This is a genomic window from Actinacidiphila alni, assembly GCF_900112845.1.
GTDB classification, from domain to species: Bacteria; Actinomycetota; Actinomycetes; order Streptomycetales; family Streptomycetaceae; genus Actinacidiphila; species Actinacidiphila alni.
Window position 1 is genome coordinate 74,042 of the sequence record NZ_FONG01000023.1, and the last position, 19,243, is coordinate 93,284.

The following is a 19,243-nucleotide window of genomic DNA, read 5'->3' on the forward strand; positions in this document are numbered from 1 at the left end:
CGTCCCGTTGGCCGGTCCCGTCAGCCGTCGACGGTGTTCCCGGTGGGCAGCGGCGGCTCGGCCTCCATCCGCTCCACCTCCTCGTCCGTCATCAGCCGTGAGCGCAGCAGGAAGCGGACACCCTCCGGGGCCTCCAGCGAGAAACCGCTGCCGCGGCCGGGCACCACATCGACCGTGAGATGGGTGTGGCTCCAGTACGCGTACTGGCTCGCGCTCATCCAGAACGGGGTGTCACCGGCCACCCGGCCGAGCAGCACATCGGCGCCGCCGACCCGGAATTCGCCGCGCGGATAGCACATCGGTGAGCTGCCGTCGCAGCAGCCGCCCGACTGATGGAACATCAGGGGACCGTGCCGCCGGGCCAGTTGGTCGACCATCGCCTCCGCCGCGGGGGTCAGCTCGACACGTCCGACGGGCACTTCGGTCGATGCGGTGTCCATCGCAGGCTCCCATCCCGCCGGCGGCCGGTCGCGTCGGCGCGGTTACCAGCGTCTCTCGTACGCGGGCTTTCGTCCAGGGACGGCCCGGGGCGGGGGAGTGCCGGGAGCGCCGTGGGTGCGTGGCCGGCCGGTCAGGCGGCCCGGTGGTGGGCGAGCGGCGCGTGCGGGTCGGGCGCGCCGGCCTCCGGTGCGGCATGGTCGATGTGCACGGTCGCGGCCCGCAGCCGCGGCACCGCGTGCATCAGGGCGTGTTCCGCGCGCACCGCGACGGCGTGCGCCGCGACCACGGTCAGCTCGGGCGCCACCACGACGGCGGCCTCGGCCCGCAGCGCGTGCCCGATCCAGCGCATCCGCACCGGCCCGACCCCCGCCACACCCGGCACGGCGCCCAGCGCCCGCTCCGCCGCGTCGACCAGATCGGGATCGACGGCGTCCATCAGCCGCCGGAACACCCCGCGCGCGGCGTCCCGCAGCACCACCAGGATGGCCGCCGTGATCAGCAGCCCGACGACGGGGTCCGCGTACCGCCACCCCAGGCCCGCACCGGCGGCGCCGAGCAGGACCGCGAGCGAGGCCAGACCGTCGGTACGGGCGTGCAGTCCGTCGGCGACGAGCGCCGCGGACCCGATGTCGCGGCCGACGCGGATGCGGTAACGGGCCACCCATTCGTTGCCCGCGCAGCCGGCGAGCGCCGCGCAGGCGACCGCCCACAGATGGCCGACGGGACGCGGGTCGAACAGCCGGTCCACCGCCGTCCAGGCCGCGAAGACGCTCGACGCGCTGATGGCCAGCAGCACGGCGACCCCGGCGAGGTCCTCGGCGCGGCCGTATCCGTAGGTGTAGCGGCGGTTGGCGGCCCGCCGGCCGAGGACGAAGGCGACGCCAAGCGGCACCGCCGTCAGGGCGTCCGCCGCATTGTGCACGGTGTCGCCGAGCAGGGCCACGGAACCGGACACAGCCACGATCAGCGCCTGCGCGACCGCCGTCGCGCCCAGCACCGCCAGCGACACCCACAGCGCCCGCATCCCGCGCGCCGACGACTCCAGCGCCGCGTCCACGCTGTCGGCGGCCTCGTGGGAGTGCGGCCGCAGCAGATGACCGAGACGGTGCCGCAGCCGGGACCGTACGCCGGGGTCGTGGGCGTGCGGCTCGTGGTTGTGACCGTGGCCATGGTCATGGCTGTGTCCATGACCATGGACGTGGTCGCGAGCGGCGCCGGGACGGTCGCCGTGGTGCCCGTGCCCGTGCTCATGCCCGTGGCCGGGCCGCTGTTCGTGGGTGTGCGGCGGCGTACGGTCGTGCCCGTGGCCGCCGCTGTGCGTGTGCTCGGTCCCCGCCATGCCGGACACGGTGACACATCGAGTCGATTGCGGCCACTGTCGAGATACCGGCGCTGACCAGGTGCGACATGCTCGCAACTGCCCTTGTGCCGCCGGTGATCGGGCGGACGCGTCGCCGGTCACGGAGCGGCGCGCTCGGTGACGTCGGCGGCAAGCCCGCCGGGAGCGGGCGCCCCGGCCGGCTGCCGTACGTTCCGGATGGCGGGCACGGCGAGGACCACCGCGACCGACGCCGCCTGCCAGAGCGCGCCGAACCCCAGGACCGTCCTGGTCCCGACGGCCGAGGCGAGCGGCCCCGCGGCGGCAAGACCGAGCGGCCCGAAGGCGAAGGCGCCGAGCGTGCTGTACGCCGACACCCGGGCGAGCGCCTCGGGCGGCACCGCGCGCTGCGTCGCGGTCGTCCACAGCACCATGCTCACGGTCGACCCCGCGCCCGCCACCAGGGCCGCCGCACAGATCCACGGCACGGACCGGTCGGCGGCCAGCGCCGCGGAGGGCAGGGCCCAGCCCGCGGTGGCCGCGGTCGCGACCAGCACCGGCCGGCGCGGCCTCCGCCCCAGCATGAGCAGACCGCTGACCACCGCGCCGGTCCCGTACACGGCCATCACCGCGCCCCAACTCCCCGCGCCGCCCAGCCGCTGCCGCGCGACCACGGGGCCCAGCACCAGGAACGGAGCCCAGACCAGCAGATTGAACAGGCCCATCTGCGCCGAGGTGACCCAGACCCAGGTGCGGGAACGGAATTCCGACCAGCCGTCGCGCAGATCGGCCGCGATGGTCCGCGCGGCGCCCGCCGGCGGGGCCGGCAGGCGCAGGCCGAGCAGGGCGAGGAAGCTGACGGCGTAGGTCGCGGCGTCCACCACGATGACGGTCGCGGGTCCCGTCGTCGCCACGAGCAGTCCGGCCAGTGCGGGACCGGCCACCGAGGCGGCCGAAGTAGCCACGCTCAGCAGGGAGTTGGCACCGGCGAGCGCGCCGCCCTCGGTGAGGGCCGGTACGAGCGCGTCCCGGGACGGGCTGAAGACCGCCTCGCCGACGCCCCAGGCGGCGACCAGCACCACCAGTTCCCACAGCGCGGGCCTGCCCAGCAGCACCACGGCGAGGACGCCTTGGACCACACAGCGTCCCGCGTCGCTGGCGAGCATCACCCTGCGCCCGCCCAGCCGGTCCGCGAAGACACCGCCGAGCAGCAGCATCAGCACGATCGGCACGATCCTGGCCGCCATCACCAGACCGAGCCCCGAACTCCCCGCGCCGGTGCCGAGCACGGAGAAGGCGAGTGCGAGCGGCGCCATCGAGGAACCCAGCAGTGAGGCCGCGTGCCCGACGAAGAATCGGCGGAAATCGGGTCCGCCCGGAATCTGCTTCATGACCGGCAGGGTGCCGTCTTCCGCTGCCTTTCCACAAGGGAGAGTTGAGTATTTCACGCTCAAGTTTTTGGATCTCCGAAACTACCGCAGTAAACGGCCTCTTTACTGCGGTGAAGGTGCCCTTGACGTCCTTTCCCGCACGACTGTTTACTGCGGTGGTGATTCCCGTCGAATACGCGGTCGCCGTCGACCGGTTCCTGTCGGCCGCCGATATCGGCGACAATTCGCGCCGGGTGTACCGGATCGCGCTGACGACCTGGGCGTGGCTGCTGGTGGACCGGGAACCCCCGGCGGGTCCCGCACGGCGCAGTGCCGCCCCGCCCGTCGTCCCGCTGGCCCTGCTGTGCGCTCCCGGGGCCGGGGCCGCCGTCGCGGCGGCCTTCGCCACGCGCGCCGCCGCCGTCGGCCCGCGCACCGCCAACCGTGAACTGTCCATCCTGCGCGGCGCGGTGGCCTGGTGGACCGGCGAGGGCTGGCTGGACACCGACCCCACCACGGGGCTGCGCCCGCGGCGCGTGCCGGCCTCCGCCGCCCGGCTCGGCGCGGACGAGGTCCGCGCGGTCCTCGCCCTGGACGCGCCGCTGCGGGACAAGGTCTTCTGGCACCTGGTGCACGAGAGCGGCGCGTCCGTCGAGCGGCTGCTCGCGCTCGACACCGACCGCCTCGACCTGCCCCGCCGCCGGTCCCGGTCCGCCGGCGCCGATGCGCCGTCCGTGCGGTGGCGCGGCGGCACCGCGGGGCTGCTGCCGATGCTGGTCGTCGGCCGGGCCGCGGGCCCGCTGTTCCTGACCGACCGCCGCGCACCGGCCGGCACACCGGCGGCGGACCGCTGCCCGTACACCGGCCGGGCCCGGCTCTCCTACCGCCGGGCCGCCGAGATCTTCACCGCCGCCACCCGCCCGCTGGACCCCGCGGGCCGCGGCTGGACACTTCGGCAACTCCAGGGCTGACGGGTGCCCGGACGGAGCCGACCTGCGCGCGCTGCGCCGACGCCCCCCGGCCGCACCGCCGTACGGTTTCCGCGGAAGGCGCCCTAATACGTATTATCTCTTGACTTCCGTCACACACGGAGCCACGATCCCTCACGCCGCCGGATACGCCCGACCTGGCCCAGCGCCCGGCCGCGCTCCCCCTTCCCTACCGTGAGGGCTCCTTCATGTCCGCTGACTCCGCTGCCTCCGCCGACCGCACGCCCCGTGGCATCACCCGCCGTTCGACCCTGGTGGCGGGCGCGATGCTGGCCCCGGCGTGGTTCCTCGGCTCGGCCGCCGGCTCCCCGGGCCGCGCCGCCGCGGCGACGGCATCCGACTACGCCACGGTCCGCGACCAGTGGCGCGGCACGCTGATCGGCGCGTACGACACCTCCGACCAGGTGATCGCCCGCTACGCCCAGGCGTCCGCCGACACCGCGCACGGCCTGTGGTCGACGCTGAACACCGCCAACTCCCGGACCTACCTGTGGCAGGACCTGGACAGCAGCACCGTCTCCGCCGTCCAGCGCGACGTCGTCGGACGACTGCGGCAACTCGCCCTCGCCTACGCCTCGCCCGGCTCGTCGCTGTCCGGCAGCACAGCCCTGCTGGCCGACCTCAGGTCCGCGCTCGACTGGTTCCTCGCCCACAAGTACGGGGTCGGCGCGAGCTACGACAACTGGTGGGACTTCCAGATCGGCATCCCGCTCGCGCTCAACGACATCTGCGTCGCGCTGTACGACAAGCTGACGGCCGCCGAGATCGCCACCGCCATGGCCGCGATCGCCCGCTACCTGCCCGATCCGAGCCGGGTGGGCGGCGGGACCGCCACCGGCGCCAACCTCAACTGGACCTGCGCCATCACCACCGTCCGCGGCGCGCTCAGCGAGGACGGCGCCGTGATCGACAACGCGATGACCGCGATCGCCAAGCTCTTCCCGTACAGCACCAGCGGCGACGGCTTCTACCCCGACGGCGGCTTCATCCAGCACGGCGTCTTCGCGTACAACGGGTCCTACGGCGTCTCGCTGCTGCAGTACCTGACGTATCTGCTGGTCGCCGTCCAGGGCACGCCGTGGGCCGCCACCGCCGACCAGGTGGAGCGCGTGCACACCTGGACGCAGACCAACTACCGGCCGTGGATCTACCGCGGCGCCTTCATGGACATGGTGCGCGGGCGCGCACTTTCCCGCTTCTACGAGAACGACCACCGCATCGGCCGGCTGACCACCGCGACCCTGCTCCAGCTCGCCCGGGTCTTCCCGGCGGCCCAGGCGCTGACCCTGCGCTCGCAGGCCAAGGGCTGGATCGCCGCGGACACCTACCAGGACTTCTTCACCTACGACTCGGTGCCGCTGGAACAGGTGCGGATCTCCTCCATCGCGCTCGGCCGGGCCGTCGTCGCCGACAGCGCGATCCCCACCGCCGCCGAGTCCACCGCCTCCGTCGTCGCGACCTCGATGGCGCGCGTCGTGCACCGGCGGCCGGCCTTCGCCTTCGCCATCGCCATGGACGGCACGCACATCAAGCCGTACGAGAGCGCCAACAAGGAGAATCTCCAGGGCTGGTACACCGGAGAGGGCGCCACCTACCTCTACCTGCCGACCCAGCCCGGGCACTGGGTCAACGAATACTGGCCCACCGCGAACAAATACCGGCTGCCCGGCGTCACCCTCGACACCAAGACCCTGGCGCTCGGCGCCAACCGCGGCTCCGCCAACACCTGGACCGGCGGCGCCCTGCTCGACGGCAATGTCGCCGCCGGCATGGGTCTCGCCTTCAACGTCCAGACGCTCACCGGCCGCAAGTCGTGGTTCTGCATCGAGGACGTGGTGATCTGCCTCGGCGCCGGGATCAGCAGCACCGACGGCCACACCGTCGAATCGGTCATCGAGAACCGCAACATCGGGCCGAACGGACGCGCCAACATCCACGCCGACGGCTCCGTGGTCCTGGCCACCCCGAGCAGCACCCCGACCGTCCTCCAGCCGCGCTGGGTCTTCGTGGACAACCTCGGCGGCTATGTCTTCCCGGTCGGCGGCCACGTCACGATGGTCCGCGAGGACCGCACCGGCAAATGGACCGACATGGACCACCGCGGCGTGTACGACGACACCGCCGCGTATACCCGCCGCTTCATCACCATGTGGGTGGACCACGGCGTCAGCCCCACCGCCGGCAGCTACCGCTACTACCAGCTGCCCGCCGCGACCTCCGCCCAGACCGAGGCGTTCGCCGCCGCCAACGACGTCACCGTCGCCGCGAACACCGCCCAGGTGCAGGCCGTACGCCGCGCCGACTCCGGTGTCGCCATGGCCAACGTCTGGCAGGCCGGCGCGCCCAAGGCCGCCGGGATCCAGGTGGACAGGACCGCCTCCGTCGTCACCGCGCGCAAGGACGGCAGGCTCAGTGTCGCCGTCAGCGACCCGACCCGGCAGCTCACCGGGACCGTCACCGTGACCGTGGACGGCGCCGTGTCGGCCGTGACCTCCACCGACCCCGGCGTCACCGTCCTGGCGACCTCGCCGAACGTCAAGCTCGCGGTGGCCGTCGGGGGAGCGGCGGGCAGGACCTTCGTCGCGCGGTTCACCGTATAGCCCGCACCATCCGCAGACGTCCGGTTCACCGAACACAGGAGGCTCCATGCGCACCAGAGCAGCGGCGGCGGTCCTCGCCTTACTCGCGGCGAGCTTCGCCGTGGCGGTCGGCCCCGCGGGACCGGCGCACGCGGCGGCGGCCGGCCCGTCGGCGGCGACCGTCTACGAGGCGGAGAACGCGACGATCTTCCACGGCACCGTGGACACCGACCACCTGGGCTACACCGGCACCGGCTTCGTCAACACCGCCAACGAGGCGGGCGCCTATGTCGAGTTCGCCGTCGACGCGCCGGCCGCGGGCGCCGCCACCCTCGCCCTGCGCTACTCCAACGGCACGGCCGCGACCCGCCCGTCCGGCGTCGGCGTCAACGGCACCACGGTCTCCACCCCGGCCTTCGCGCCGACCACCGACTGGAACACCTGGGCCGTCTCACGGATCCCGGTGACGCTCAAAGCGGGTGGCAATCTCGTCCGGGTCACCGCCACCACCGCGGGCGGCCTGCCCGACCTCGACTCGCTCACCGTCGCCGACACCCTGAACACCCAGTGGTCCGACGCGCTGGTCGACTCCACCATGCAGCGCTACACGCCCGCCACGGTCGGCGGCTGGAGCTACCCCGTCGCGCTCTACATGATGGGGCAGTACCAACTCGCCCAGCACACCGCCGATCCCGCCCGCCGGGCCGCCCTGATCGCGTACGTCAGGGCCTGGGCCGACCGCTTCGTGGACGCGAACGGCCACATCGCCAACAGCTTCACCAGCCTGGACAGCATGATGCCCGGCCAGGTGATGATCGCCCTCTACCGCGAGACCGGACAGACCAAGTACGGCCTGGCCGCCAAGCAGATCCACGACCGGCTGCTGCCCGGCGCCGGCTACCCGACCACCGCGGACGGCGGCTTCTGGCACGCTACCGGCGCCGACCGCGCCAATCAGCTCTGGGCCGACGGCACCTTCATGGCCGACCCCTTCATGGCGCAGTACGGCAAGTACATCGGCGACAGCGACCGGTCGTTCGACATCGCGACCAAGCAGCTCGTCGTCTACGCGAGCCACCTTCAGCAGCCCAACGGCCTGCTGAAGCACGCCTATGACGCGTCCAAGGCCGCGTCCTGGGCGGACCCAGTGACCGGACTCGCACCCGAGACCTGGTGCCGCGCCGTCGGCTGGTACGGCGTCGCCGCCACCGAGATCCTCGACCTCATCCCCGCCGACCACCCGCGCCGGGCCCAGCTGATCTCCATCGTCCGCAATCTGGTGCAGGGCATGGCCGCCTACCAGGACCCGGCCACCGGCCGCTGGTTCCAGGTCGTCGACAAGGGCGGCAACGCCGACAACTGGACCGAGACGTCGTGCTCCGCGATGTTCACCCAGACCATCGACACCGCCGTCAGGCGCGGCTGGGTCGCGCGCGACACCTACCAGCCCGTCGTGGACGCCGGAAAGCGCGGCGAGCTGGCCCGCATCTCCCTGCACACCGACGGCCTGACCTACCTCACCGGCATCTCCGTCGGCACGAACGTCGCGGACTACGCCTACTACGTCGGCCGCCCCCAGGCCACCAACGACTTCCACGGCCTCGGGGTCTTCCTCTTCTTCTACGAGGAGGTCTACCACTGACGCGTCGAGGCGGAGGCGTACCGCCGACGCCGCGGAGGGCGGATCAGTCGGCGCGGGCGATCTGTTCCGCCGCGTAGTCGCACAGCGCCGAGCGGTGCGGGCGACCGGTCTTGGCGAGGAGATTGGCCACGTGCTTCTCGACCGTGCGCGGTGAGATGTACAGCCGCTCGGCGATCTCCTGATTGCCCAGGTGCGGTGCGAGCAGCAGGAACACCTCGTACTCGCGGGCGGTGAGTCCCTGCCGGCGCAGGTCGGCGGGGACCCCCGGCGTGCCGCGGCGGCGCTGGCGGACGGTGGCGCCCGCCCGGCGCAGCAGATCACGGCAGCTGTTGGCGACGGCCGGCACGCCCGCGTCGTGGAAATACTCCTCGGCGTCGCGCAGCCAGCCCACCGGGTCGCCCCAGCCGCCCTCCAGGGCCGCGGGCGCCACGAGGCGCTGGCCGAGACGGCGCGCCATCAGGAAGGGCTCGCCCGCCTCCTGCGCCTGCGCCACCGCGGCCGCCGCCTGCTCGCCGCGCCCGGCCCTGCCCTCGTGCACCGCGAACGCGAGGCGTTCGAACTGCCGGTTCCACGGCAGGGCCGCGGCCGGCTCGGCGACGGTCGCCGCGTGCTCCTCCGCGTCGGCCTGCCCGGTCAGCGCGCGCAGCAGCGGGCGCAGCCCGTAGCGGCCGTTGAGATAGTGGACGGACGGATTGCCCTGCTCCCAGGCGAACGCCTCGTCGAGTTCGCGCAGCGCCTGGTCGTGGTCCTCCTCCAACAGGGCGCAGATCGCGCGGCTGCCGAACGCCTGCGGGGACTGGAGCGACTGCTCACCGCCCCAGCGGCGGAATTCGGCCAGCTCCCGCTCCATCTGCCGGCGCCGCCCCTGATGGGCGGCCAGCGCCACCCGGGTGAGCAGCACGAACTGATGATTGTCGGCGTCCCTGAGCCGGGCGGTGCCCTCCGCGCAGCGGTCCGCCAGCTCCCGGGCCCCGGCGTAGTCGCCGCGCAGCACCTGCTGCATGGCCATCGCCGCCTCCGCCCGGTACATCAGGGCGAGCGCGCCGTGCCCGAGGGCCGCGCGGTGCGCCCGCTCCAGCCGGGTGGACGAGCCGGTGCACATGAAGTCGTTGACGCCGAGCCACATCAGGGTGTCGAGCTGCCACGCCGTCAGCCGGTGCTCATTGGCGAGCACCAGGCACTTCTCCAGATACGAGTCGGCCTGCTCGAAGCCGTGCCTGCGGGCGAGCACGGCCAGCAACTGCCATGCCTGGCAGGCGATTTCCGGCAGCCCGGCGCGCTCCGCACCAGCCGCCGCCTGTTCGGCCAGCCGCTCCGCCTCAAGGGTGCGGTCACCGTCGTGTTCGAGCGTTCCCGACAGCACAAGATGCGCCTCGACCATCTTCACCGCGGGCCCCAGCGCGGCCCGGACCGACGGGCCGTCGCCGTCCGGCACCAGCCGCAGCAACTGCCGGACCTGGCGCACCCGCGCCGCGGCGTCCTCGTACCGTCCTGCCGTCACCGCCGCCCAGGCGATACGGGCCTGGAGGCCGGCCGCGCGGCCCGCGTCCAGGGCGCCGGGACCGGCCTCCGGCAACTCGTCGGCCAGCGCGCACGCCCGGTCCAACTGGCCGTTCTCCGCGAGGGTGAACACCAACTGCTCGACCAGCGGCGAGCGCTGCGCGGCCTGGTCCGCGCCCGGCAGCAGATCCAGCGCCCGCTCCAGCAGCGACACCGCGGAGTCGACGGCGCCGTCGTCGAGCGCGGAGCGGCCGGCGTCGGCGAAGCGCAGCGCCGCCGCCCGGCCGTCCCCGGCGGTCTCCCGCAGCGCGGCCACCAGCACGCACCACTCGCCGGGCAGGCCCGGATGCGCCCGCTCGATGGCGTCGGCGCCCCGGGCGGCGATCGCGGCCCGCTCGGCCGGCACCAGGGCGGCGACCAGGGCCTCCGCGGTCAGCGTGTGCCGGAATTCGTACCAGTCGCCCATCGGATGGCTGGGCGAGATCAAATGGGCGTCCATACCGGCCCGCAGATGGACCAGCAGGTCACGGTCGGGCAGTCCGGTCACCGCCTGAAGCACGGCCAGCGAGAACCGCCGGCCCAGCACGGCGGCGCTGTTGAGCAGCGCCCGCCCGTCCGGGCTGAGCCGGGCCGAGCGCTGCGAGACGCTGTGCACCACCGTGCGGGGGACATCGATGTCCAGGTCACCGCTGACGTGCCAGTCACCGGCGGGACCGCGGCGCAGCGCATCGGCGGTGATCATTGCGCTGAGCAGTTCCTCGACGACGAACGGATTGCCGTCCGCGTCCCTGGCCAGCCGGTCGACGACCTCCTGCGGCAGCCGTGCCGCGGCGGTGTCGTCGTGCGGCGGCGGCCCGGTGGCCGCGAGCGCCGCCTCGGCCATCACCCGGACCTCCTCGCCGGTCAGCGGGCGGGGCTCGCTGAGGACGGCCGCCCGGCGCTGGGCGACCTGCCGGGCCAGTTGCTCGGCCGGCCCGGACTCGGGGCGCAACGTGGCCAGCAGCACGATCGGCTGCCCCTGGATGTTGTCGCAGAGGTACTCGATCAGGGCGAGCGTCTCGGTGTCGGCGTCGTGCAGATCCTCCAGGACCAGCAGACAGCCCGGATGCCGGTGCTGCGTCAGATCACGTCCGATGGTGCCCAGCAGCCGCAGCATCGCCTCGGCCGTCTCCACCGGCGAGGCCGGCGCGCCCGCGTGCTCCGCGGTCCGCCACTCGGGCAGCAGACCGCCCAACGCCGAACGGTACGGGGCGAGTTCGGCATCCTCGGGCAGGCCGCCGAGCCGGACGAAGGACAGCAGCGCCTCGGCGACCGGCCGGAACGGGGTGGCGGCGCCGCCGGTGGCGCCGGATCTGCCGCGCAGCACCGCGAGGCCGCGGGTGAACGCGCGGAACGCGCACTCCGCGGCCAGCCGCGACTTGCCGATGCCGGCCTCGCCGAGCAGGAACACCGCACGGCCGTCCCCGTCACGAGCGGCGGCGAGACCCTCGTCGAGCACGGCGAGTTCGGCACCCCGCCCGATCACCGTTGGTGATGTGATGAGCACCAACGGAGGGTATCCCCGGTACCGGTGATCTGCCCAGGGGCGGGGTGACCCGTCAGTAGCCGCCCGTGTCGCCCCACGAGGTGAGGGTCAGGGAGTAGGTCGGAAAGCCGGGGTCCTCGTCGGTCGTGGCCAGCCCGGACAGCAACCGGGCGCGGCGGCCGACGACGGCGCCGCTGCCCAGGCGGATGCTCCCCGCCGGGTGGGCGGCGGTCGCGGTGCGGGCGACCGGGTTCTTCCAGGCGTTGACGAGGGCGTTGTCGCTCATCGGACGGTCTCTCCTTCGAAGGGCGGGGACAGCGAGGTTACGGGGTCGGGGTCCGCAGCAGCAGGACCGAGGGAACACGGGACCCGAAGCCGAGGCGCAGCAGTTCGAGTCCGATGCCGGAAAGGCCCGTCAGCAGCCCCGGGCTGCTGACGGAGTCGGGGGTCCCGCAGCGCGGGCCGAAGCGGTCCAGCGCGGCCAGCAGCGCCGCCGCTCTGGGCAGGGCCGCGCCGGGAGCGGCGCGGCCCGCACCGCTCGCGGTGAGCAGGAGGTCGAGCGCTCCCGCCTCACCGTGGCAGAGACTGTGATCACCCGTGGTCGGCGCGAGCGCGGACCCGACCACGCGGTCGAGCAGCCGGGCCAGTTCGGGGACGGCCGTCGCGGCGGCGCTGTCGGCGACCGCCAGCGCGGTGCCGGAGAGCTCGTCGCACCAGCCGGTTCCCGCCGGGGCAGTCGCGCCGCGGTCCGCCGCGGTGCGCAGCGCCGCCAGGCCCGCCGCCGCGTGCGCGGGTCCGCCGTCGCCGGCGGCGTACCGCAGCAGCGCCCATCCGACACCGGCAGCCCCAGCGCTGAAACCGCCGGCCGGCAGGCACTCGGGGGCGAGGGCGGCGAGCCGGTCGGCGCAGGCCCGCGCCGTACGGGCCGCCGTCGCCGAACCGGTGGCGCGCTGTACGGCGAGCATCGCCGCCAGACAGCCGGCGTCGCCGTCGAGGACACCCGGCAGCGGGTCGTCGCCGGCCGCGCCGGCGGCCAGATCCACCGCGGTGGCGGCCCAGCCGGCGATCTCCGTGTCGTCCAGCAGTGCCGCGAGCCGGCCGAGCGCGTACGCGATACCGCCCAGGCCCGCGAAACCCGCGCCGACGGCGGGCAGATCGGCCGGCCGGTCGCCCAGCGCGGCGAGCAGGCCCGGCAGCGGGGCCAGCGCGCGGCGCGCCACCGAGGTGTACCGCTCGGTGCCGGTGAGATCGGCGAGCTGCGCCAGGAAGAGCGCGGTGCCGCAGTAGCCGTGCGGCAAGCCCGCACCCTGCGGCTGGACCGCCCAGATCCGGTCCTCCAGCGGTTCGAGGCACAGCCAGTTGACGCGCCGCCCGTCGTCCTGCGCGCGGGCCAGGACGCGGTCCGCGAGGCCGCAGGCGGCGGCCAGCAGGCGGTCGGCGTCGGGCACGGTGGCCGCGGCCGGGCCTAGCGGCGCCGGCGCGGGGAGCGGTTCGCCGTCGCGCCGCCGGGTCGCGAGCGTCGCGCGGATCACCCACTCCTGGTCGAAGCGGTCGGTCTCGCCCATCGCCGCGATCCGCCGCCCGGCCCGGGCCAGGCCCGACTCGGCGATCGGGCCGCGCACCGTGACCCGGCCGACCCTCAGGTCGGTCGTCCCGGGGGAGCAGACGGCCAACGGGACGTCGCCCGCCCACAATTCGGCCAGTTCGGCGACGACCGGCGCACCCGGCGCGACGCCGTCGGCCGTCTCGCGCCACAGCACGTCGAAGAGCCGGTCCCGGTCCAGGGCGTCGCGCAGCACATCGGGGTGGGTGGACTCGTCGAGCAGCGTCGCGTACCAGCGGGTCGCGCGCGGCACCGCCCGTGTGGTGTCGTCGGCGAACCGGGCCAACAGGCCGCCGGGGCCGGTCAGTTCCGTACGGTGCGCGGCGATCGCGTCGTAGCCGGCGCGGAAGCCCGCGACGAGGGACTCCACATGGAGTACGGGGTCGGCCTCGGCCTCGCGCAGCCGCGGCCGGTTCACCGAGCCGCGGAACACCCCGGCGGTCCTGATCAGCCGCATCTCGTCCGTGCCGGGCGCCGACCACCCCGGCACGTCATCGGGCAGCGGCACGTCACGGTCACCGCCGAGCCCGGAGGCGTCCAGCACACCGTGCTCGCCGACCAGGAAGAACGGCAGCAGCGCCGTCCGGGCGACCGACGCGGTCAGCACCGCCTGCGCCGGATCGCCGGTGTCGGGCCGGTGCAGATCCGGGTGGAAGAGCGTCTCCAGGTCCACCAGGACCGGCTGGTCCGCGCAGGCGATCAGATTCTCGAAGTGCATGTCGGTGGCGCCGAGCGCGTGGATCAGCGCCAGCAGCGCGCCCATCCGCCAGTAGAAGCGGCCCACCTCGGCCGGGCCCGCGCAGGGGGCGGCCTCGGCGTACTCGACCCAGCCGTGACCCGGCCGCTCCAGCACGGCCAGGCGGCGCAGATCCAGGCCCGGCAGGCGGGAGTTGAGCCAGCCGACGGTGTCGTTGAAGTGCGCGTGCACACCGACCGGACGGGGCTTGGACACGACCCGGGCGCCGTGTTCGAAGGTCAGCACGGCGACGGTCCTGCCGCCCTGGTGGCGGTCCCCCGCGCCGGTCTCCACCTGGGTCAGCCGGCCGGGGTCGACGCCGTCGAGCAGCCGGTCCACCACGTCGGTCCGGTCGTCGGCGAGCCGCCGCAGCAACTCCGTCCACGCGTCCACCGCCTGGTCGCAGACCTGCGCCAACAGCCGGGCCAGCACCGGGTATTCGACGGCCAGCGCGGTCAGTGCGGGCCGCGCCGAGATCTGTCGGACGAAGTCGCAGAAGCGGCTCTCCGGTGTGCCGCCGCGCAGTTGGCCGCGCACCCGCAGGACGTTGAGTTCGAGGACCAGGGTCCGCCGGGCGAGCTGTACGAGCGTCCTGCTCAGCCGGTCGGTGAAACAGCCGAGAACGGCCCGGTGGTCGATCAGCTTGTCGAGGCCGTACCGGTCGACGGCCCGCTCCAGCCGCTCGGCCGCGTTCTCGGTGAACGGCGCCAGCACCGCGGCGAACCCAGCCGACCAGGTGCCCTCGGCGGGCAGCGGCGGGTCCAGCGGCGCGCGCTCCAGGGCGAGTTCGACCGTGGCGGCCCAGCCCGGCCTGCCGACCCGGGCCGCGAGGGCCGCCGGTTCCTCGGCGAGCACGGCGCACAACTCGTCCTCGTCCAGCCCCATGTCCGCCAGCCGGGCCCGCAGCAGCGCCGGGGAGGAATGCTCGGACAGCCATGTCCGCACCGGCCCGGCGGCGTCGCCGGCCGCCCGGGGCGCCGGCAGCCGCTCGGCCAGTGCCAGGCCGCCCGCCCACCATGTCTGAGGATCGATCACGCCCGCGATCCTGCCATCGGCGGTCCTTACGTCCTATGGGGGACGGCCCCCATATTCCGGTGGGGGCGACGCACACCACCGGGTGGGGCGCGGGAATGCGGGGGACGGTCCCCATAGGAAGCCGGTGCCCGGCGGTCGATGCTCGACCCATCACGATGCGGCGCCGCCCACTCAGCCGACGCGGCGGCGCCCGGAACTCCGTGGAGGCACGCCATGAGCGACGACCAGGCCGGCCGGCGGCCGGAGCCGGGCCCCGAGACCGTACAGGCACTCGCGGCCACCCGCGCCGCGTGCCGGCGACTGGCCCGGCAGCGGGCCCGCCGGACGGTGCTGACCTATCGGCGCTCCTACCGGCCCGGCGCACCGGATGCCCGGGCCGACAGGAAGGCGGCACTGCTCGCGGGCCGCCACCCGGTGCGGGAGGCCGACGCGGCGCGCCTGGAGGCCGCGGTCACCGAGGCGGGTGCCGTGGCGGCGCTGATCGAGGCGCCCCGCAGACAACTCCTGCTGGCCGTGGACGCGTTGTTCCGCGGCCGTTTCGCGGAGGCGAGCGCGCTGACGCAGACGGCGTGGCAGGACATCGGCCGGCTGCGGCTGGTGGGCCTGGGCAGTTACGCGCTCGCCGTCGAGGCGCTGATCCACGCCCACCAGGGCCGCCGCGACGCGCTGGCCGCCGCGTCGCTGCGCTTCGACGACTGGCGCGGCGACCGCGAGGACGAGGTGCCGATCGTGCAGGGGCTCGGCCACGCCGTCTGCGAACTGCTGCACGGCGCCGGGGACTCCGCGCGCGCCCGACTGCACCGGCTGCGCCTCGCGGACGACGACGGTACGGGAGGCGGCGAGCGCACCGGCACCCATCAGCTCAGCGGCCCGTACGGTCTCACCCTGCTGCTGGACTGCGTGGACGGCGTCGCCGACCGCGCCGACCACGCGGCGATCGCCGCGCATCCCGCCGGGCGGCTGCCGTGGAACGCGCACTTCGTGCACCTCGCCGACGCCGTACTGGCCGGGCAGGAAGGCGACTTCACCGCCGCCGAGGCCGCGCTCCGGCAGGCGCTCGTGGCCGCCGCGAGCTATCCGCCGGCCCGCCACCTCGGCCTCGGCCTGGTCGCCCGTACGGCCGCCCGCGACGGCTGGGGCGAACCGGTCCGCTGGCTCCAGGAGGCCGAACTCTTCTACGCCGAGCACGGCATGGACCCCGCCGTACGGCACTGTCGCAGCCAATTGCGCGACCTCGGCGAGCGGGTACGGCAGCGGCGGCACGGCAGCGCCGAGGTGCCGAACGGCCTGTGGCGGCTCGGCGTGACCGTACGTGAATTCGAGGTGCTGACCCGGCTCGGGCGGCGCCGCACCAACCGGGAGATCGCCGCCGAACTCCATCTGTCGCACCGCACCGTCGAACGGCACGTGGCGAATCTCCTCGCCAAGACCCAGGCCGCCAACCGCCGCGAGCTGGCCGCGCTGCTGGTGCCCGGATCGATGGAGCCGGCCGGCGCGTACGGGTGATCACCGGCCGCAGCACCGCCCCGGGGAACAGGCCGCACACGGAGAGGATCACCCGACCCCCGATGAGACACACGGCAACGCACGACCCGGTGAACGTCGAGGAGTTGGTCGGCGCCTGTCTCGACGGCGCCTCGCTGCTGGTCGAGATCGCCGGTGAACCGGGCAGCGGCAGGACCCGGCTGCTCGGCGAACTCGCCGCCGCCGCGCGGCGCGGCGGACTGCTCGTGACCCACGGCCTCCAGGCGGCGCCGCCCGGCCGGGGCCTGCTGCGATGTCTGGACGACCTGGACCTGGCGGGACCCGCGACGGCGGAGCCGCTGCGCCGGCTGCTGGCGGAACCGCCGACCGCGCCGACCGTGGTCACCTACTCGGTCTCGACCGGGACGATGCCGGCCTGGCTGGTCTCCGGTCTCGCCGGGGCAGGCGCGCACTTCCGGCCGCACCGGATTCCCGTCGCACCGCTGACCCCCGAGGTCTTCGCCGCCCAACTGCCGCCAGGCACAGGCCCGATGCGCGAAGCGCTGCTGTACGAACTGAGCGGCGGCGTCCCGGGCTGGCTCGACCTGCTGACCCCGCTGACGTCCCGTCAGTTGCGGGAGCTGGCCACCTCCGACCACGCACCCGGGTCCCTCCCCGTCCCCGCCAACTGCGCGCGACTGCGCGAGTTTCACGGACTCGCCCCGGAGCAGATCGAGGTGGCCCGCTGCGCGGCCGTGCTCGGCGACCCGTTCGCGCCCGCGCTGGTGGCCGACATCGCCGACCGCGCCACGGCGGCGGTGCTGACCGTGCTGGACGAGCTGGTGGCCCGCGACCTGATGCGCCCGGTCGACGGCGGTGCACCCCTCTTCCGTTTCCGCCACCCGCTGCTGCGGACCCTGGTGTACGCGACGACACCACCGGGCCGGCGGATCACCGCACACGCCAGGGCCGCGCGAGCGCTGGCCCGGGTCGGCGCCCCCGTCCCGCAGCGCGCACCGCATCTGGCGCGGTCCGCGGAACAGGGCGACCGCGGGACCGCCGACGCGCTGGCCCGCGCGGCACGGACCGTGCTCGACAGCTGGCCGGCGACCGCGGCGTCCTGGCTGCGCACCGCCCTGCACATCCTGCCCGACACGGCCGACGGCGTCCTCGAAGACTCCGGACCCGCCGCGCGCTTCCGCATCGCGGCGCTGCTCTACCACGCCGCGGAACGCACCGGGCAGTACGCCGAGTGCCGGCACCTGCTGCCCGTCCTGCTGGACGCAGCGGAGAACGGGACCGCCGCCGAAGCCGGTGCCGAAGACCTGCTGGAGCGCGCCGTGCTCGTGGACCTGCACGCCCGGCTGGAGGACGGCCTCGGCCGGCGCCGCTTCGCGCGCTCCCTGGTGGACGCCGAACTCGCGGCGGAACCGGCCGCCATCGCGCCGTCCGGCGCACGACTGCTGCGCCTGCGGCGCGCCACGATGGCGGCGGCCGAAGGGGATCTGCCGGCTGCCCGGAGCGATGTCGCCCAGGCGCTCGGCCTCGCGGGCGGACCTTCGGGTGTGCTGCGGATGGACGCCGCGGCCACGCTCGCACTCGCGAAGGCGGCGGCCGAGGGGGATCTGCCGGCCGTCCGGAGCGATGTCGCCCAGGCGCTCGGCCTCGCGGGCGGATCTTCGGGTGTGCTGCGGGTGGACGCCGCGGCCACGCTCGCACTCGCGAAGGCGGCCGCCCCGCCGTACCCCACGGACGCCGTGGCCCACCCCGACGCGACCGCGCCGCCGCGGGCCGGAACAGGCAGCGGCGCGGACGACAGCATCGAAGCCGCCCTCCGTACGGCCGAGTCGCTCACCGACGCCGAGCTGGCCGGCAGGCTGGACGCGGCCGCCCGCCTGGGTGAGGCCCTCGGCCTGGCCGACCGGTACGGCGACGCGCTCGGGCTGTTCGACCGGGCGGTGGGAATCGCCCGGCGCACCGGGCGCGTCGCCGCCCTGCCGCGGCTGCTGCTCGGCCGCGCCCGGGCCCGTACCGCGCTCGGCCGACTGTCCGCGGCCCAACGCGATGCCCACGAGGCCGAGGAGACCGCGGCCGTGCTCGGCGACGCCGTGTCCGCCGACCGGGCGCGCCTGGCGCGCGCCTGGGCCGCCTTGTGGTGCGACGGCCCGGACGACGCGGCGGCACTGGCCGACGACGTGCTGCGGCGGCACCCGGGCCCCGGGCCGCTGGGGGAGTCGGCGGCCGGCGTGCTGGGGTGGGCCCGGCTGGCCCAGGGGCGACCGGACGACTGCCTCGACCTGGTGCTGCCGGTCGCGCGCGGTACGCGCCGGCCGCCGGCGCCCGGGGAACGGGTGCTGTGGTGGTCGGCGGCGGCCACGGCGGCGTGGGAGACGGGAGCCGCCGCTGCCGCCCGGGAGTTCGCCGCCCTGGCCGCGGACGGCGCGAGCGCCTGCCGCACGGCGGGCGCACGCGCCGAGGCGCTGGTCGCACGGGCCCGGCACACCCCGGACGAGGGCGCCGTACGGCTGCTGACCGCGGCGGTGGAGGCGTCGGCCGTGGCCGGCCTCGCGGTGCTGGAGTGCCGGGCGCGGCTCGACCTGGCCCAACGGCTGCTCGCGGCGGGCCGGTTGGAGGACGCCGCCGCCGAGGCCGGCCGGGCGAAGGAGTGGGCCGAGCGGACGAACGCCCGCTGGCTGCGCGCGGTCGCCGTGAACACCCAACGCAGGATCGGCGCCTGCCGGCCGCGCCGCACTGCGGAGCCGCAGCGGCCGGGGACCGTGGCCGAGGAGACGCTGTCGGTACGGGAGGAGCAGATCCTCGGCATGGTCTGCCAGGGGATGTCCAACGGGGAGGTGGCCGGAGCCCTGTTCGTCTCGGTGAAGACCGTCGAGGCCCATCTGACGAGGATCTTCCGCAAGACCGGCGCCCGTTCACGCTCCTCCCTGGTGGCCGCCTTCGCCGCCGCCCGGCCGGTCGCCCGGGCCTGAGCGTGATCCCCGTACGGTCCCGCGTCGCGGACGGCGCGGGACCGTACGCCTGCG

11 protein-coding genes are annotated in these 19,243 nt (G+C 74.8%); 5 read left to right on the forward strand and 6 right to left on the reverse strand.

From position 1 onward, the window contains the following. Positions 1–20: 20 nt before the first annotated feature. From BM076_RS29595 to BM076_RS29605, 3 genes are all read right to left on the reverse strand, one after another. Complete coding sequence (locus BM076_RS29595) at positions 21–440, reverse strand: DUF779 domain-containing protein (RefSeq protein WP_093716804.1); 420 nt, start codon at positions 438–440, stop codon at positions 21–23. A gap of 131 nt (positions 441–571) precedes the next feature. Next, positions 572–1,780 (reverse strand): cation diffusion facilitator family transporter, encoded by a 1,209-nt coding sequence (locus tag BM076_RS29600; protein WP_093716847.1) that lies wholly within the window; start codon positions 1,778–1,780, stop codon positions 572–574. A gap of 119 nt (positions 1,781–1,899) precedes the next feature. Further along, positions 1,900–3,150 carry an MFS transporter gene (locus tag BM076_RS29605; RefSeq protein ID WP_093716805.1) on the reverse strand — a complete coding sequence of 417 codons (1,251 nt, stop codon included), beginning with the start codon at positions 3,148–3,150 and terminating at the stop codon, positions 1,900–1,902. Positions 3,151–3,308: 158 nt separating this feature from the next. Between BM076_RS29605 and BM076_RS29610 the strand changes: the two genes are divergently transcribed. The 3 genes from BM076_RS29610 to BM076_RS29620 all read left to right on the forward strand — a co-directional run bounded on the left by BM076_RS29610 (position 3,309) and on the right by BM076_RS29620 (position 8,339). Continuing rightward, positions 3,309–4,100, forward strand: a complete 792-nt coding sequence (locus BM076_RS29610) for a site-specific integrase (RefSeq protein ID WP_245796502.1) — start codon at positions 3,309–3,311, stop codon at positions 4,098–4,100. A gap of 206 nt (positions 4,101–4,306) precedes the next feature. After that, entirely contained in the window at positions 4,307–6,718 is a 2,412-nt protein-coding gene (locus BM076_RS29615; RefSeq protein WP_093716807.1) for a polysaccharide lyase 8 family protein, read from the forward strand. A 46-nt stretch (positions 6,719–6,764) separates the two neighbouring features. Further along, complete coding sequence (locus tag BM076_RS29620; protein WP_093716808.1) at positions 6,765–8,339, forward strand: glycoside hydrolase family 88 protein; 1,575 nt, start codon at positions 6,765–6,767, stop codon at positions 8,337–8,339. Between the two features lie 43 nt (positions 8,340–8,382). Here BM076_RS29620 and BM076_RS29625 read toward each other — a convergent pair whose 3' ends face one another. Genes BM076_RS29625 through BM076_RS29635 form a run of 3 tightly spaced genes read right to left on the reverse strand, consistent with a single transcriptional unit; the run spans position 8,383 to position 14,738 of the window. Next, on the reverse strand, positions 8,383–11,385 hold the full coding sequence (locus BM076_RS29625) for a helix-turn-helix transcriptional regulator (RefSeq protein ID WP_093716809.1): 3,003 nt from the start codon (positions 11,383–11,385) through the stop codon (positions 8,383–8,385). A gap of 52 nt (positions 11,386–11,437) precedes the next feature. Further along, positions 11,438–11,650, reverse strand: a complete 213-nt coding sequence (locus BM076_RS29630; RefSeq protein ID WP_093716810.1) for a hypothetical protein — start codon at positions 11,648–11,650, stop codon at positions 11,438–11,440. Between the two features lie 37 nt (positions 11,651–11,687). Next, complete coding sequence (locus tag BM076_RS29635; RefSeq protein ID WP_093716811.1) at positions 11,688–14,738, reverse strand: type 2 lanthipeptide synthetase LanM family protein; 3,051 nt, start codon at positions 14,736–14,738, stop codon at positions 11,688–11,690. A 213-nt stretch (positions 14,739–14,951) separates the two neighbouring features. Here BM076_RS29635 and BM076_RS29640 point away from each other — a divergent pair, with 213 nt between their 5' ends. Both BM076_RS29640 and BM076_RS29645 read left to right on the forward strand, forming a co-directional pair. Further along, positions 14,952–16,244, forward strand: coding sequence for a helix-turn-helix domain-containing protein (locus BM076_RS29640; protein WP_177246676.1), 1,293 nt, complete (start codon positions 14,952–14,954; stop codon positions 16,242–16,244). 62 nt (positions 16,245–16,306) lie between these two features. Next, on the forward strand, positions 16,307–19,189 hold the full coding sequence (locus BM076_RS29645) for a helix-turn-helix transcriptional regulator (RefSeq protein ID WP_143120669.1): 2,883 nt from the start codon (positions 16,307–16,309) through the stop codon (positions 19,187–19,189). Positions 19,190–19,243 lie beyond the last annotated feature (54 nt).